Annotated in this window: 10 protein-coding genes; 8 read left to right on the top strand and 2 right to left on the bottom strand. The window is 39.7% G+C overall.

Annotation, left to right across the window (positions count from 1 at the left end):
- The first annotated feature begins 129 nt into the window (after positions 1-129).
- The 8 genes from NMG88_RS15750 (at position 130) to NMG88_RS15715 (ending at position 13,852) form a co-directional block, all read left to right on the top strand.
- Positions 130-546, top strand: a complete 417-nt coding sequence (locus tag NMG88_RS15750) for a GPW/gp25 family protein (protein WP_042154138.1) — start codon at positions 130-132, stop codon at positions 544-546.
- Positions 547-600: 54 nt separating this feature from the next.
- Positions 601-2,811 carry a putative baseplate assembly protein gene (locus tag NMG88_RS15745; protein WP_227350604.1) on the top strand — a complete coding sequence of 737 codons (2,211 nt, stop codon included), beginning with the start codon at positions 601-603 and terminating at the stop codon, positions 2,809-2,811.
- 109 nt (positions 2,812-2,920) lie between these two features.
- The gene (locus NMG88_RS15740; protein ID WP_254035591.1) at positions 2,921-3,943 is read left to right on the top strand and encodes a phage tail protein; all 1,023 of its coding nucleotides are present in this window, start codon (positions 2,921-2,923) and stop codon (positions 3,941-3,943) included.
- A gap of 261 nt (positions 3,944-4,204) precedes the next feature.
- Complete coding sequence (locus NMG88_RS15735) at positions 4,205-5,539, top strand: hypothetical protein (protein WP_081846370.1); 1,335 nt, start codon at positions 4,205-4,207, stop codon at positions 5,537-5,539.
- 64 nt (positions 5,540-5,603) lie between these two features.
- Positions 5,604-7,061 carry a PDC sensor domain-containing protein gene (locus NMG88_RS15730; RefSeq protein ID WP_042154145.1) on the top strand — a complete coding sequence of 486 codons (1,458 nt, stop codon included), beginning with the start codon at positions 5,604-5,606 and terminating at the stop codon, positions 7,059-7,061.
- Positions 7,062-7,108: 47 nt separating this feature from the next.
- Positions 7,109-9,400: a WD40 repeat domain-containing protein gene (locus NMG88_RS15725; protein WP_052369517.1), complete on the top strand. Its 2,292-nt coding sequence runs from the start codon at positions 7,109-7,111 to the stop codon at positions 9,398-9,400.
- A 43-nt stretch (positions 9,401-9,443) separates the two neighbouring features.
- A complete protein-coding gene (locus NMG88_RS15720) occupies positions 9,444-11,993 on the top strand; it encodes a COG1470 family protein (protein ID WP_235751475.1) in 2,550 nt (849 codons plus the stop codon).
- A gap of 38 nt (positions 11,994-12,031) precedes the next feature.
- Complete coding sequence (locus NMG88_RS15715; RefSeq protein WP_042154147.1) at positions 12,032-13,852, top strand: tetratricopeptide repeat protein; 1,821 nt, start codon at positions 12,032-12,034, stop codon at positions 13,850-13,852.
- A 17-nt stretch (positions 13,853-13,869) separates the two neighbouring features.
- Here the strand turns inward: NMG88_RS15715 and NMG88_RS15710 are convergent, their stop codons facing one another.
- Together NMG88_RS15710 and NMG88_RS15705 are read right to left on the bottom strand one after the other, a co-directional pair.
- On the bottom strand, positions 13,870-14,568 hold the full coding sequence (locus NMG88_RS15710) for a haloacid dehalogenase type II (protein ID WP_235765790.1): 699 nt from the start codon (positions 14,566-14,568) through the stop codon (positions 13,870-13,872).
- A 109-nt stretch (positions 14,569-14,677) separates the two neighbouring features.
- A complete protein-coding gene (locus NMG88_RS15705; RefSeq protein ID WP_042154152.1) occupies positions 14,678-15,976 on the bottom strand; it encodes a TldD/PmbA family protein in 1,299 nt (432 codons plus the stop codon).
- Positions 15,977-16,003 lie beyond the last annotated feature (27 nt).

The following is a 16,003-nucleotide window of genomic DNA, read 5'->3' as shown; positions in this document are numbered from 1 at the left end:
GGAACTTCCATAAAAAATATCTTAGGTGTGATTAGACCTTTGGAGAATACACCCGGTCGAATCAATAAGCTAAATTAAGGGCATCCATCTGGATACAGATAATGGGTAATAGGTAATGGGTAATAGGTAATGGTTAATTTAGCGAATCGACAATTAAGCCGTCCTTACTTGGGTCAAGGTTTACGATTTCCCGTGCAAATCAACCTTCAGGGCAACCTCGACTTGAGTGCAGAGGAACAGAATATCAGAGAATCAATTTATATTATCCTGCTGACCCAATGGGGAGAAAGGGTTTATCGGCCGAATTTTGGCTGTCGTTTGTCCGAGTTGAATTTCGCCCCCATTAACCAACAAACCCTGATGTTAATGCGAATTTATGTCCAAGAAGCATTAGAACTTTGGGAACCCCGAATTATTGTTGATGAAGTCCTAACTGACCCTGACTCCTATCAAGGAAGAGTTGATCTTAATATTATTTACCATCTGCAAAAAACTTACGAAGGACGCAGTATTGTTTTTCCCTTTTATTTGCAAGTTGAAAACTAATTACGAATTACGAATTACTGATAACTGATGACTGATAACTGATAACTGATTTTTATGGTTTTTGACTTTTTACCTAAACTACCTAAACCTAACTTAGATGATCGGGACTATGAAGACCTGGTAAAAGAATGTATTCTGAGGATTCCCCGCTATTGTCCAGAGTGGACAAACTATAATCCCAGTGATCCAGGTATTACCTTAGTTGAACTATTTGCTTGGTTAACCGACCAAATGTTAGCTCGGTTTAATCAAGTCCCCCGACGTAATTATATTACCTTCTTAGAATTGCTCGGTATTCGTTTACAACCGCCCAAACCAGCAACAACAGAAATCACATTTTATTTAGTCGGCGATCTGCCAGATACTTATACCATCACAACGGGAACCGAAGTCGCCACAGGACGCACGGCCACCCAGTCCGCCATTGTGTTTACAACCGACCAACCCCTGATTATTGGTCAACCCACCATCCAACACTTTCTCACCGGGGATACGGCACCCTCGAACCCGCAGGTTTTGCGCGATCGCTTTACCAACTTCTGGAGTGCCGCATTGCCGGGTAACTGGTCTGGCCCTGAGCTTTCCCTGTTCAGTGATAGTCCCCAACCTGGTAATTGCTTCTATCTGGTCTTTGACCCCGATGAACCCCTGGATGGTAACGTTCTCACCATTAGGATTAAAGGTCAAGAAGCCACTCCCACCGGAATTAACCCCGCATCGCCCCCCCGTCGCTGGGAAGCCTGGAATGGAAGTGAATGGCAACCCGTCCTCCTACAAGAATCCGATGACGAAACCCAAGGATTTAGCTTCAGTAACCTCGCCCAAAAAGGCGGCAACCCATTACAAGGTGCCGACGTGACCCTGCACCTGCCAATTAACTTTCCTCCGGCTAACTTCACCGCCTATCGAGGTCGGTGGTTGCGGTGTGTTTGTACAGAAACCGATCCCAGACAACCCGCCTACAGTCGCTCACCTCGGATGATTGGGATTACGGCCACAGCCATTGGCGGAACAGTCAAAGCCACCCAATGTGAAATTATTGAAGATGAAATCTTAGGGGAAAGCAACGGCGACCCCGGACAGTTTTTTCAACTTCAAGGAACACCCGTACTAGAACGGCGAGAGGACGAATATCTGATTGTTACCCCCCCAGGTGCCATTCCCCAACGCTGGCAAGAAGTCAAGGATTTTTCAGAGTCGGGAGTAAACGATCAACACTATATTATCGACTCCCTAACAGGTGTCCTGCAATTAGGCCCATTAGTCAGGGAAGCCAGCCAACTCAAGGAAGCAATGGAGTTAAGGGCAAACGCACAAACCCATACCTCTAGGCAAATGCTACTTTCAAGTTCCGACTTACAAAACCAATATGGCAGTATTCCCCCAAAAGGAGCGACGTTGCAGATGTCTCGTTACCGCACGGGAGGAGGTTCGGGGGGAAACGTTCAGGTGGGGACGTTAGAAATTTTGAAAACGGCCGTTCCCTATGTTGCCAGTGTGATTAACCATCAACCAGCCAGAAATGGAGCCGAGGCTGAAACCTTAGAACAGGCGGCGATCCGTGTGCCTCAAATGCTTCGTACCCGCGATCGGGCCGTTACCCCTGAAGATTTTGAGGAGTTGGCGATTAGGGGCGGGGCTGGGGCCGTGGCTCGCGCCCACTGTTTACCTGTTACCAGTGGCAAAGGAGGGACAGTACGGGTTTTAATTGTTCCACAGGTGACACCCCTAAACTCCCCGTTCACGGGGGGCTTGGGGGAGGATGACATCATCCGCAGTGAGGGCATTCACCCCGACCAGTTCACCCTCACCGATGATCTGGAGCAAAAAGTGATCGCCTACCTGGACGAACGGCGGCTTTTAGGGGTACAGGTGTTATGTGTCTCCGGTGACTATACGGGGGTGGCAATTCAGGCGGAAGTTGCCCTCAAACCCGAATACAATCACCCCGTTGCCCAGCAAACCCTCCGCCAACAAATGCTAGTCGCTCTTTACAGCTTTTTTAATCCCATTACCGGAGGCATGGATCAAAAGGGCTGGCCCCTGGGTCAACCTGTCTATCTCAGCGATGCGATCACTGTGATCCAGCAGTTTGATGCGATTCGTTATATTGGGACACTGCAACTGTTTGAACTTCAGCGTCAAGGACAATCTTGGATGCGTCTGCCCCCATCCCCCACTGTTAATCCTGGCCCCAAGGGATTGATCTGTTCCTGGGCTGATTCGACCCTGCGATCGCAGCACGTTATTTCATTTATCAGTTAACAGTTTACAGTTATTAAGTTTACAGTTAATTTATTAACTCCTCAACTGATCACTGATACCTCTTACACTGATAACTGATGACTGATGACTGATAACTGATAACTGATTTATGGCTCGTGAACTCCTGATTTTAAAATTAATTCCTATGCGATCACCGGAAGCAAATTTAAACACGCTTCCGATTCAGGCATCGGAAAATATTAATCTGGAAAATCCGAGTCTTTTACTTGTCCCAGGAGAAGCCAGTGAATTGGTGGTTAATTTAGAAAATTTAGGAAGTTATACTTTAGAATTAACCCTAGAAATTACAGGAGATTTTCCCCAGAATTGGTATACTATCATCACAGAACTAGAGGAAGAAAATCCCGCGTTTTTACTAACACCTGCCGAAACAATCAAAGCGATTATCCGCTTTCAAACCCCGGCGGATTTCTTTGAAAATCCCTTTGCCCTTGGTGTGGGTCAAGTTCTGAAATTAGATTATCAAAGCCGTTTAGCTGTTTATGGAGCAGCCCCGGGAACAGGATCACAATTGCTAGAAATAGCAACTTTTAACCTTTATGTTCGCCCTATTAGCCGTTATCAACAATTTCTACCTAATTTTTATCGAGAAATTGATTTTGTTGGACGTTTTCTGCAAATTTTTGAAGCGACTTTAGAACCGGATGTCCAAATTCTTTCTAACCTTTGGGCTTATTTAGATCCCCTAACAGCCCCGATCGGAATGTTAGAGTTTCTAGCTCACTGGGTAGGCTGGAAAAATCAACCTTATTTAACCTTAGAACAGCAAAGAAACTTAATCCGAAATGCGATTGAAATTTATAGATGGCGAGGAACTCGTCGGGGTCTGCGCCTATATATTTACTTAGCAACTCGTTTACCTTTAGATGATCATATTATGAATGAAGATGAAAAACATATTGGAATTTATGAGTTTTTTAATTCCGGCTTCGTCTTGGACAAAACTCGCTTAGGTTACGACGCTATTTTGGGAGGAGTGCGACCCTTTCATTTTACAGTTCGCCTGCGTCCAGAACCCGATCGCCCCATTGAAGAAGCCTTAGTGCGAACTATTATTGAACAGGAAAAACCGGCATTTTGTAGTTACGAGTTAATTATAGAAACAGGGTAACACCGGAGCAGGGGAGGCAGGGGAGGCAGGGGCAGGGGGAGCGTCCTCGCTCGCTGAATATCACCCAAAACCCATTCGTAAGTAATTCGTAATTACCTATTACCTATTACCTATTACCTATTACCTATTACCCATTACCTATTCCCCATTCCCCATTCCCCATTCCCCATTCCCCATTCCCCATTCCCCATTCCCTATTCCCCATTCCCTCTCTTAAAAACTTTATCCTTTTCTTGACAAAATCATCATATAATTATCATTATGTTTTCCTTATTTGATTACCCTGAACCATCGCCCCTAAAACGTCTATCCGTCGAGGATGGACTGCTCTTAAATGCTGAACGTTGGCAATCTGCCCACGCCTATCACCAGAATCGTCAAAATCTCCATTATCAATCCCTGAATCAACCAGGAATCGTCTGTGGATTAGGGGTTTCTGCTATTCCTGCACCGGATCATATTGTCGCTAAATATCGGGATAATCGCTGGATTAAAATTGACCGTGGAATTGCGATTGATTTAATCGGGAATCCGATAATTGTTCCCGAACCGATGGAATTTCATATTGCCTCTGAAGCTGGGGAAAACCCTCTATTAATTTATATTACTATCAGATACGTTAATCCAGAAACACTATATCGACCCGAATCAAAATATTTGATCGAGGAAATGTTTAGAATTGATGAAAAAATTAATAAACCTGAACAACTAGAGGTAGAACTCTGCCGGATTATCTTATTAGCAGGAAACGTTCAAATTACCTCCCCAACTAATGTTTTCTTCCCCGCCGGAAATCATATTGATTTGCGCTATCGGCAACAAGTAATGGCACGTCATCAAGGGGTGGTGAGCGTCGGTTTAATTGCCAACGATTCACCCATTGATCAGATGATTTTATCATCTTTATCTGGACTAATTCAATCTTTACCTGCACTTTATCCCGCCCTTGGAGGTCGGTCAGAAATTGGCAAAATTAAATTACAGACAGAAGAAAATAACGAATCTTTAAACTATGATTTACTCTACCTCAGTTATCAAAAAATTGCTATATTAACAGAATCAGAAACTGAAATTCTCAGAGAATATAGGGAAACTGGAGGGATAATTTTTATAGAATTAACAACTCTGGAAAACGAAATTGTGCAGTTAATTAAAATTCAACAAAAACTGAAAGAAACCCTAAATTATCTTAAAGAAGATGGAGAATTCGATCCGTTGATACAACAGTTGGAAAGCGAATTAGAGACGACAACAAAGATTTTAGATAAACAGTTGGCTGATGTTATGGCCGCCGTCAGAAATTTAGCCCAAAAAACAGGCGAAGTTACAGCCAACGATTCAGGAGCAATTACTCGTCAACATCCCCTGCGAAATCAGCCATTTTTGTTTAGTCAGTTTCCGATCATTAAAGAACAGGAAATTAGTCTATTTAATTGGGGTAATATTATCTTGGTTTTAGGGGATTTGTCAATAGGTTGGGGATTAAATGAAGGGTTTAGTTTTCCCAGAGAAACGATTAGAACTGCTCAAGAACTAGGGATTAATTTTCTACATTTTGCAGTAAAAAGGCGACAATTAACTCAACTTCTACTTTAGGTTTATGAACAATTAATTGATTGAAGTTGTTAATCTTTTTGCTACTATAAAATTAAAACTTACTATGGCCAACAAAACTTTCTCTACTTTGTATAAAATTTTTGATAAATCCGTGGGTTCTTTATCCATTCGCCATACCTTGCCCCTGATTATTGTTACACCTTTATTGGCTTCCATCGCCGTGATTGGCTGGTTTAACTTTCAATTAGGAAAACAAGAGATTGAAAAGTTGATGTTACAAGTCAGTGAAAAATCGACTCAGATAATTGAACTCAATGTTCGCAATTATTTAGGAAAGCCACAATTATTATTACCTGCATATTTAGCAGCTATCCAAAGTAGAAATGTTGATGTTAATAATTTACCGGAAGTCAAGCAATATTTTTGGCGACAAATACAAGACGAAACCGCTTTAAATTCCATTTATATAGGAACAGAACAAGGAAATCATGTAAGTTATGAAAAAACAGAAAATGAATTTATAGAAAAAATTAGAGATGAATCAACGAACTCGAATCGAAACTTTTATGAAGTTGACTCCAAAGCAAATCGCAAAAGATTGATCAAAAGCGTGGAGTATGATCCTCGCCTTCGTCTCTGGTATAAATTTGCTAAAAGCGCAGAAAAACCAACCTGGACTCCGGTTTATAAATTTGGCAGTATCAATACGGTGGGGATGGATTTTTCTATTCCGATTTACAATCAGGAATCTGGGAATTTTGAAGGAGTGATTTCCACTGATATTAGTCTGGTACAAATTAGCAAATTTTTAGGAAATTTAGAAATTAGTCAGAATGGAAAAGCTTTAATTATAGAAAGGACGGGAGATGTAATTGCCATCTCAACTTTAGAGCAACCATTTAAAGTAGTAAATAATCAAACTGAACGACTGAATATTAGTGAAAGTCAAAATCCGACTATTCAAGGAACAGGTCAATACTTAATTGAAAAATTTAATGGTTTAGATCAGATTAAAGACAAACAACAATTCACCTTTCGATTCAAAGGAGATTTACAGCTTGTCCAAGTCACCCCTCTACAAAATCAAGAAGGAATTGATTGGTTAATGGTGGTTGTGATTCCCTATTCTGATTTTCTTAAACATATCTATACCTATACCCTTTTAACCGTAATTATTGGCATTTCGGTGGCGGGTATTGGCGTGATTTTAGCTCTGTTAATGGTGCGTTGGATTATTAAACCTATTGAACAGTTACAACAAGCAGCCCATACTATTGAGTCACAAAACTTTGATCAAAGTATATTAGAGGAGGTGAGTAGTCGTCGCGATGAATTTGGACAGTTAGGAAAAGTAATGTTAGCTATGGCAAATGTTATTTACAGCCGCGAACAAAATTGGAAACAAATGATTGATCAACTTAAAAATCAAGATTTGCAAAAGCAAAAAATTAAGACTGGAAATAATTCCCAAAAGCAAGTTAAAAACTTAGAAGTATTATTGAGAGAATCACAACAACTCAGGACAAAAATAGGAGAAAAGGATAAAAATTCAATAAATTGAAGATAATTAATTATAAATTAAATACGATAAATTTCAAGGAATTAAACATGAAAACCAATCTAATTACCACTGAGATTTCTACAACTGAACTAACATTCAAACCGGGTGAATCAGCCGTATCTTTTGAAATCAATGCGATTAACTATAGTGATCGTTTTGCCAGCTTTCAGGTAGAAGTATTAGCTGCGGGTACCGATGAAAATTTAGCCCCAAATTGGTATATTCTCTCCCCCGAAATTTGCACGAAAAAACCCCCAGGAGATTCTACACAATTTCTGGTTAAAATTATTGATAGTCCTTTACCTGGTTTTGTCGGTCAAATGAATCTAACCGTGAGAGTTTTTTCCATTGAACTTCAGGAAGAAACCCGTCAATTATTGCGGTTAAATATACTCGAAGGAAGCGGGGGAGTTGGCTTAAAATTAACCCTTCCTGTCCAGGAATTTCAAGCTTACCCCCTACAGCAAATTAAAATCCCTGTTCAAGTTTATAATCCCAGTTCTCAACCTGCCAATGCGGTATTAAAATTAACAGGAATTAATCCCACCTGGTTAATAGAAGAACAACAGCTTATCCAAATTCCATCTCGTTTTCGAGTTGATGCCGTTTTCTGGTGCCAAATCCCCGATATTATCCAAACTAAAAGCCAAGTTCAGCCCTTCACTATTACAGCAACAATCACCAATGGTTTATCAAGGCAAATCACCGGAAATTTATTAATTTTACCCCAAGGAATTGTAGAATTTAGGTGTTTTCCCCAGGAACGTCGCATCCCCAATAGAAGAAGGTTTTTTTGGCGTTCTGACCCGGTTATTTTTCATATAGAAATCAAAAACTATAGCAATATTTCGCAGATATTTCAACTCCAAATTAATTGTTCAGACAAAATAAAATATGAATTAAAAACCGATTTATCTCTATTAATACAAGACAAAAAAAAATCCATAGAACCCGTAAATCATGATGTGGAAATTAATGATTTTGATCCTACTATTGATCTCGAAATTGGCGAAACAAATCAAATCTTATTATTAACAAAAGTTAAACGACATTGGTTAGGTCGGATGAGAGAATTTTTAATAGAAGTAACAACAATACAAACACAAAATCTTTCCTCTGTTTCTGATAGCCGTTTGTCTGGAACTTCTCCCCCCAGTCAAACCTTAAAATTAAAGGTTTTACCCTTTATTCCCCGGTGGTTAATATTAACGGGCAGTGTTGTATTACTGGGGTTACTGTGGTGGTTTTCGGCACTGAATCCTTATCATCCCTCTTTAGGACATAAAAAACCAGTTAATTCTGTTCAATTTGATGGGTTAGCCAGTACGATCATGAGTGGTTCTAATGATCAGACAATAGCTGAATGGAAAGTTACTAACTTTTTTAATGATTTACACAATCAATTTATCGGTAAAATTGGCAATACTAAAAAGGCTGTGCGAGTCTTACGTTACCGACCTGTTGACAATAATATGATCGCCGCCGGATTGGAAAATGGGGAGATTCAATTGTGGGGATTAACGGAAGAAACCGGGTTAATTGATACTTTTTCAATTAATAAAGATGATCGCGTTTTTGCCTTAGAATTTTCTCAAGATTCTCAAACATTATTTAGTGGTCATGGTAGTGGTTTAGTTGTACAGTGGGATGCCAGTCTTCAGCGAGATCAAATGACTAAAGGAAGCGATCGCTTATTAAAGAAAAAACAATTTGATTTTGCTGTTTATGACCTGAGTTTTGTCGGAAAAGATAATCGTCATTTAGCAGTTGTCGGTCGGTATAATCAGTTTTTAATTTGGAATCTTGACCAGAATAAAACCTTAAAAGTTCCTTATCCAACCGGAGGACAAGATGATTATATTTTAAGTGTTGATGTTGCAGAAATTGCTCCCAATATTTTAGCAACAGGGGATAATCAAGGAAATATTACGATCTGGAATATGAAAAACTGTTTAGATAGTTCAGGAGAATGTGAAGTAATTGATCGTTGGCAAGGAAGCAAGATGGGGGAAGCGGTTCGTTCAGTTTCATTTAGTAACAATGGCTGCTATTTAGCCAGTGGTGGGGACGATGGTAAAGTCATACTTTGGGCTTTAACTTCTGAAGGAAAACGACCTTTAACAATGCCTGATGGTTCATCTATAGAAAACAATCTGGGAATTAAACAAGAAGTTAGCCATTCCTATCATCAGAAAAAAATTAATAGTGTTGATGTTAAAATTGTCGGTAAAAATATCTTAATTGCTAGTGGAGGTGATGATGATCAAGTCAGAATAACCCAAACAAAAAGAATATTTAATTTGGGTTGTGATTTTCGCAATAATCTTGAGATAGAGTAGAGACTTAAATAATTAATTTAACTATTTTTGAGGATTTAAAATTATGGTACATCAAACTCCACAAACTAACGGTCAAGCTCTGAATGATATTGAATATTCAGAAAATGCGGGAATTGCTAAACCCATCGCCTTGATTATTAACCCTTCCGAAGACAGTTCTGCCTGTGCTGGAGAGATTTTTGAACTGCGGGTTACAGTAAGCAATCAAGGCAATAAAGGCGCTGTTATTAATGTTTATATTGATGAAACTTCTGGCTTGTTACGTCAGTGGTGTAGCTCTGCTTCGGAAAGTTTAGCATTAGCTAATAATTGTAGCGCAGAGGTAGTTTTTTACTTCGCAATTCCTATTAATGCTACCCCCGAAAATCATAGTTATTTATTAGTTATTGATGCGCCTAAACACTATCCAGAAGACACGCCAATTCGTCATCAAGCGCGACTGCAAATTTTACCATCAGTACAATCCGCGACCCAGATTAATGACCCGACATTTCAAATTTTACCAATTACAACTTATCAAAAACCAACTATTATTGAACCGGGCAAACCTTTAGATTGTAAAATTATAGTTAATAACCGTTCTTCACGGGTTGATCGCTTTCGTTTAAGTTGTTCTGATCTGCCCAATGATTGGTTTACTGTGATTTATCCAGAGGGATTAGTTGAATTAGGATTAGTCGGAGAACGGCAAAGTTTAGCATTGAATCCGGGGGCGAAAAGTGAGATTATTTTCCGCTTACAATTTCCTCTAAACGTCAAAGCCGGAAATTACTCCCCAACCCTACGTTTAACTTCCTTGAATAACCTCGATTTGGTACTAATTGATGTCTTGTATTTGCGGGTACTTCCCACCTATAGATTAATCCCAGAATTGCAAACGAAAATTGGGAAAGTTAGTAAAGAAACGGGATGGTTTCGGCTGTTATTAGGGAATGGGGGAAACACCCTCCGCAATGTTAGTTTTACGGCCGAAGAAGACGCAGGTAAACCAATTTGTACTTATATTTTTGACCCTGAACAGGTGAAATTAGGGGCGCAATTAAAAACTCAAATTGACCTAAAAGTTAAACCGAATAAATGGTGGCGACGTCCTTGGTTTGGCAAGGGATTACCTATTGAATTTTATATAGAAATTGAGGATAGTTATCAACTACCTGTTCCCGAACGGTTGCCAGGAACTTTAATTTGGGAAGCACGACCCCTTTGGCAATTTATTTTATTAATTTTTATGATTTTGGGGGCGATCGCATCCCTAATTTTTGCGATTTGGTGGGTATTTTTCCGACCGCCAACACCCCCGAAAATTTTAGAATTTACTTCGGTTTTTCCGACTTATGAACAAGCCGCAGGAGATGCGATTCACTTAAATTGGCAAATTCTTCAGCCTCAACAGTTAAAAACGATTAAAATTACTGGGATTGCCGCCGATAGTGGTATTGTTTCTAGTGAAGATATATTGTATGATTTTAGCAAGGGGATTCCGCCGGAATTGAAGGAATTTTGCACATTAGAATCGGTTTTAAATTGTCAAAATATTCGTACCGATGCCCAACAAGCGGGAACTTATATTTTTCAAATGGATATATTTGCTAAAAAACGCTATCAGTTAGCTGATTCTAAAAAAACAAACACGATTCGTATTAGTGCTTTACCCCAGCCTAAAATCTTGGATTTTATGGCAACACAAACAGCCTATCAAGAAGCAGCCCCAAATCAGCCTATCCTAACATTTAATAATGAAATTGCCTTGAATTGGAAAATTAAAAATCCCGAACAATTGCAAGCATTAAAGTTAATTGCTCGTTCCACAGATGACACTGTTCTAATTCCATTAAAAACCTACGATTTTAGTGACGGTATCCCCTCGGAGTTAAGTGGATTTTGCTTATTAGAATCGGAATTAATTTGTCAAAGAGTCCCTACAAATGCCCGAAAAGCCGGAAACTATATTTTTGAATTGTCGGCGGTCTCTAAGGAGACACCAGAGGAAACTGCTATTAGCCATAAAAGTGATATAATTAAGATTATCCCTTATATTTACCCGACTAAAATTGTCTCTTTTTTAGTGAATGATCAGGACGCTTTACCTAAATATATTTTACCGATTAATCCTGAAAAAACTGCTAAAACTATTCGGATTAGTTGGAAGGTAGAAGGGGGTAAAAATACAATTGTTGAATTACTTCCCGCACCCGGAACAGTGGGTCTTGAAGGTTCGATAATTTATCCGATTACTCAACAACCGGGTGTAGAAACAATTACACTTGCGGTTAAAGGAGAATCGGGGGAACAATTGAATCGAACTGTCACCTTTGAAAAAATTGTTGTTCCTATTTCCGAACCTAAAACGCCCCCGGTAGATAAACAGCAGGATACTTCTATAAAAGATTCCAGAAACCCTAAATTAACCCCAAATAACCCCAACCTTTCTCCAAATCGACCTAATCAAACTGTCCCTAAATTGTTAACAACTCCACCTAATTTTCCTTTATTACCAACAACTCCAACTCCAACTCCTTCTCCAACCCCTTCTCCAACTCCAACCCCTTCTTTCTCGGCTTCGCCGATTGAAATTCCTCCTCAATTTGATTAAATAGTTAATAGAATAATTTTCACTCTTATGTTAAAACTATGACCAAAATAAATAAAATTAAAAAAGTGCGTTTTCCTTCTGTTGCTCTAAGTTTTAATTTTTGGGGGTCGATAATTATTGCTCAATTTTCCTTACCTTTTAATATTAATATCCCTCAACAACCGACCGCAATTCCTATTCCCCCTATTCCCATTACCGGAGATTTTAACTACTATTTTTCTTTATGTAATGTCCTGCGGAAACAACCCCGGCTTGAAGAAGCGTTATCAGCCTGTAATCAAGCAATTAATTTGAGTAAAAAAAAGAGAGCCGATTTATGGGGATTTCGCAGCGATCTATTATTAAAATTAGGACAATATGATCAAGCTTTAGTATCGAGTTTACAAGCCCTGGAAATTCAACCTAAAAACTCTCTAGCCTTAACCCTACAGTGTAGATCTCTTTTAGCATTAGGTCAACCAGATCAGGCTATTTCCGCTTGTGATAGTGCTTTAGAAATTAATCAAAATTGGGAGGAATTTTCTCCGAGTCTGACTTGGTTAAGTCGAGGTTTAGCTCAAGAACAGAAAGCCCAATATTCTGAAGCTTTAGCATCTTTTGATCAAGCTTTAAAACTCGATCCTCAGAATTCTATTGTTTTAGTCAGTAGCTGCCGAGTTTTGTTAGAAATGGAGAAGCATGAACCAGCAATTACCAATTGTGATAACGCTTTAAAAGTTAATCAAAATTGGGGAGAAAGTTCTCCGGCTCAAGCCTGGTTTTGGCGAGGTTTGGCTTTTAGTCGTTTGGCAAAATATCAGCAAGTTTTAGCCAGTTGTGAGGCAAAGAAAACTGATTTAGAGACTAATATTGGAGTCAAAAATAATTGTATTTTAACTACTCGAATCTCTCGCTTAGAATCGGCAAAAACTTCTTATGAACAAGCAACAACCCTCGATCCTGAATTTGCTGTGGCTTGGACATATCAAGGGATCAATTTAGGAGAATTAAACGAATATGTGCAAGCAAAAAAGGCTTTAGAAACAGCTATTAAAATTTATCCTAATAATGCCTTAGCTTTGGTGAATTTGTGTGCAACTCTGAATAAATTAGGGAATTATCAAGAAGCACTAACAGCCTGTGAAAGTGGATTACAACAAGATAGTAATTGGCTAGAAAGTGAGCCTGCTGATACTTTTATCCAGAAAGCACAGGCTTTAGCAGGTCTGAAACGCTATGAGGAGGGAATTTTGGCGATTGATCAAGCCTTGAGTTTGAAACCCGACTCAGCGATCGCTTGGAATACAAAAACCGTGATTTTATGGCAAGCCCAAAAATATCAGGAAGCTCTCAACGCATCAGAAAAGGCCTTAGCAGCCGATCCTAACTACTTTCAAGGGTGGTTTAATCGGGGGAGTATTCTGCGGGCGATGCAGCAAAATCAAGAGGCTCTAAGAGCCTATCAGCGTGCTATCGGTAGCGATATCACTTTTGTACCAATAGAAACCCTGGGGTCAGTTTGGACTAATTCCAGTGCAATTTTGTGGGACTTAGGGCAATATCCAGAGGCAATTGCCGCAGCGAATAGTGCGATTGAGATCGATCCTAATTCCGTATCCGCTTGGTTTAATCGAGGGTTATTTTTCACGGGTGTAAAAGATTATGAAGAAGCAGTTAAGTCTTATCAACAAGCTCTGAAACTTGATCCAAAAGCGGTTAATATTTGGGTGGCTCAGGGGATGGGATTCTTCTATTTAAAGCGCTATTCAGAAGCCTTAAATGCCTTGGAAGAAGCGTTAAAGATTGATCCGAACTATTTACCAGCTTTAGAAAATCGGGATTTAATTAGTCGGTATTTTCAGGGTAAAGTAAATAAATAATATTTAATCGTGCTTTTCTAAACCTCAAAAATCAAGTCCACTAAACTTTTTAAATCAGCTACTTCTAAATCCGGTTGGGCGATCGCAATTTTCGTTGCTCCTCCTCCAGGTTGTCCTTGACGACGATTAACCCAAACTGTTGTTAATCCTAAACTATTTGCTGTGGCAATATCATGGAAAATACTTTGGGCAACGTGCAGCAACTTATCAGAAGAAAGCCCCGTTTTATTTAAGGCAAATTGAAAATTATGGGCAGAAGGTTTATAGGATTGAGCTTGTTGTGCTGTAATAATATGATCAAATTCTATTTGTAAATGTTGGTTAGTTTGGGCAAATAAATCATCATCAATATTAGAAATAATCACTAATTTATATTTTTGTTTTAAGGCTTTTAGGGCTGCTACCGTATCAGGAAAAGGTTGCCAATCTTGAATTGAATTGGCTAAACTTTCTAATTCCGTGGAAGTGGGAGAAAACCCTAAACGTTCTCCGAACTTCTGCACCACCTCTCGCATAATTTGCCGATAGGTTTTATATTCTCCACTTTGGGCTTCCGGTTCTAAGATAGCAAATAATTCGAGTAACTGTTGATTACTCATCTCAATGCCATGAGCATTAACTAATTGTTGTAAAACCGGAGTAATTCCGTTTTCCCAATCAATTAAAGTGCCATAGCAATCAAAACTCAAGGCTTCAAATTGATTAAATTCAATCATTTTAGTAGATAGTATTTTGAGAGAACAGGGATCACAGATTTAAGAGGATTTCACGGATTTCACAGATTTTAATCTATGCTAATCCCCATTACCCATTACCCATTACCCATTACCCATTACCCGTAACCGATAACCCTTCAAGAATAATAGAAGGAGTATAACAGGAACCATTCCAAGAGGCATCACCTCCTAATTCTATAACTTGTTTGAGGGCGGTGTAAACATTTCCGGCGACCATTGTATTTTTTACCCGTCCGACAATTTCGCCCTTTTCGACTCGATATCCTAAATCCACATTAATCGAAAAATCCCCACTAATTCCCGCACTTTCTCCTAACATTTGATCGATAATTAAACCTCGATCTAAACTTTTAATTAACTCAGCTAAGGAACTTTTTCCAGGTTGTACTAAAAGATTAAATAAACCAGGAGTAGGATAACTGCCTAAATGGGTTCTAAATCCGTTTCCGGTTGTACCACTTCCCAGGGTGCGACCCGTAGTTAAATCAGTATAAAATAGTTTTAAAACTCCGTTTTGAATAAAAGTAATTGGACGGGTGGGGATACCTTCATCATCAAAGGGGCAACTAAATGGCCCAGCATCGGGTTCTTGATATAGGGTTAACAGGGGAGATATGACAGGAGTATTTAAGCGATCGCTCCAAGGAGAAGCCCCCTCTAAGACCTGTTTACCATTCAAAGCTGCATCCAGGGTTCCCCAGAGCATATCGGCAGCTTTAGCGGTAAATAACACCGGAATCCGACCTACCGGAGACGGCACGTTATTTTTAGCCCAATTTAACCGCATTAAAATCCGTTCGGCGAGTAACGTAGGATCAAGAAAATCCCGTTGAGTTTGGCCATCGGAAACATATAAAAAATCATCCTTGCGAACCCATTCGGTTTCCATATAGCCACTGAGGGTAGTGTCGGTGTGGCTACATTCAAGTCCCCTGGAATTAATCAAGCGAATTGATTCCACTTCGCAATCCCATTCGGCTGCACATAAGATATCAGGATAGGCAGCCCGAATTAATTCAATCGCCTGTTTCCCCCAACTGATCAATTGTTCAACGGGTACAGTTTCCCCAATATCGGCATAGGTGGATTGGGCCTTAGATTCAGTTAATTCAATGGTTTCTGGCTGATTTAGGGTACTTAAAGCCAGCGCCCGGGTAACTAATTTTTCCGGTTCCACTGGCCCATAGGCAACGGCTAAACCCGGACGTCCATCTCGCCAAAGTCGCAGGGTTGTCCCTTCCGATTGGCTACTTTCTATTTGCTTGAGTCGATTGGCTTCAAAAAAAATCGGCTTGGATAGGGATTGAGATTGAAACACTTCCGCAGCCTCAGCGCCCGATGCGGCAGCTAACTCTAATAGCTGTTCGGCTGATTGGTCGTAGGTCATGGATAGTAGTGATGGCATGGCGTCATC

It is taken from the genome of Planktothrix agardhii (assembly GCF_904830935.1).
GTDB classification, from domain to species: Bacteria; Cyanobacteriota; Cyanobacteriia; order Cyanobacteriales; family Microcoleaceae; genus Planktothrix; species Planktothrix agardhii.
Note: the sequence above shows the minus strand (reverse complement) of the source record. Positions and strands in the feature narration are given on the sequence as shown.

What these genes read in the sequence shown, in the direction of transcription:
- NMG88_RS15750 (WP_042154138.1), top strand. Translation starts at nt 130, where the DNA reads ATGGTTAATTTAGCGAATCGACAATTAAGCCGTCCTTACTTGGGTCAA.
- NMG88_RS15745 (WP_227350604.1), top strand. Translation starts at nt 601, where the DNA reads ATGGTTTTTGACTTTTTACCTAAACTACCTAAACCTAACTTAGATGAT.
- NMG88_RS15740 (WP_254035591.1), top strand. Translation starts at nt 2,921, where the DNA reads ATGGCTCGTGAACTCCTGATTTTAAAATTAATTCCTATGCGATCACCG.
- NMG88_RS15735 (WP_081846370.1), top strand. Translation starts at nt 4,205, where the DNA reads ATGTTTTCCTTATTTGATTACCCTGAACCATCGCCCCTAAAACGTCTA.
- NMG88_RS15730 (WP_042154145.1), top strand. Translation starts at nt 5,604, where the DNA reads ATGGCCAACAAAACTTTCTCTACTTTGTATAAAATTTTTGATAAATCC.
- NMG88_RS15725 (WP_052369517.1), top strand. Translation starts at nt 7,109, where the DNA reads ATGAAAACCAATCTAATTACCACTGAGATTTCTACAACTGAACTAACA.
- NMG88_RS15720 (WP_235751475.1), top strand. Translation starts at nt 9,444, where the DNA reads ATGGTACATCAAACTCCACAAACTAACGGTCAAGCTCTGAATGATATT.
- NMG88_RS15715 (WP_042154147.1), top strand. Translation starts at nt 12,032, where the DNA reads ATGACCAAAATAAATAAAATTAAAAAAGTGCGTTTTCCTTCTGTTGCT.
- NMG88_RS15710 (WP_235765790.1), bottom strand. Translation starts at nt 14,568, where the DNA reads ATGATTGAATTTAATCAATTTGAAGCCTTGAGTTTTGATTGCTATGGC.
- NMG88_RS15705 (WP_042154152.1), bottom strand. Translation starts at nt 15,976, where the DNA reads ATGACCTACGACCAATCAGCCGAACAGCTATTAGAGTTAGCTGCCGCA.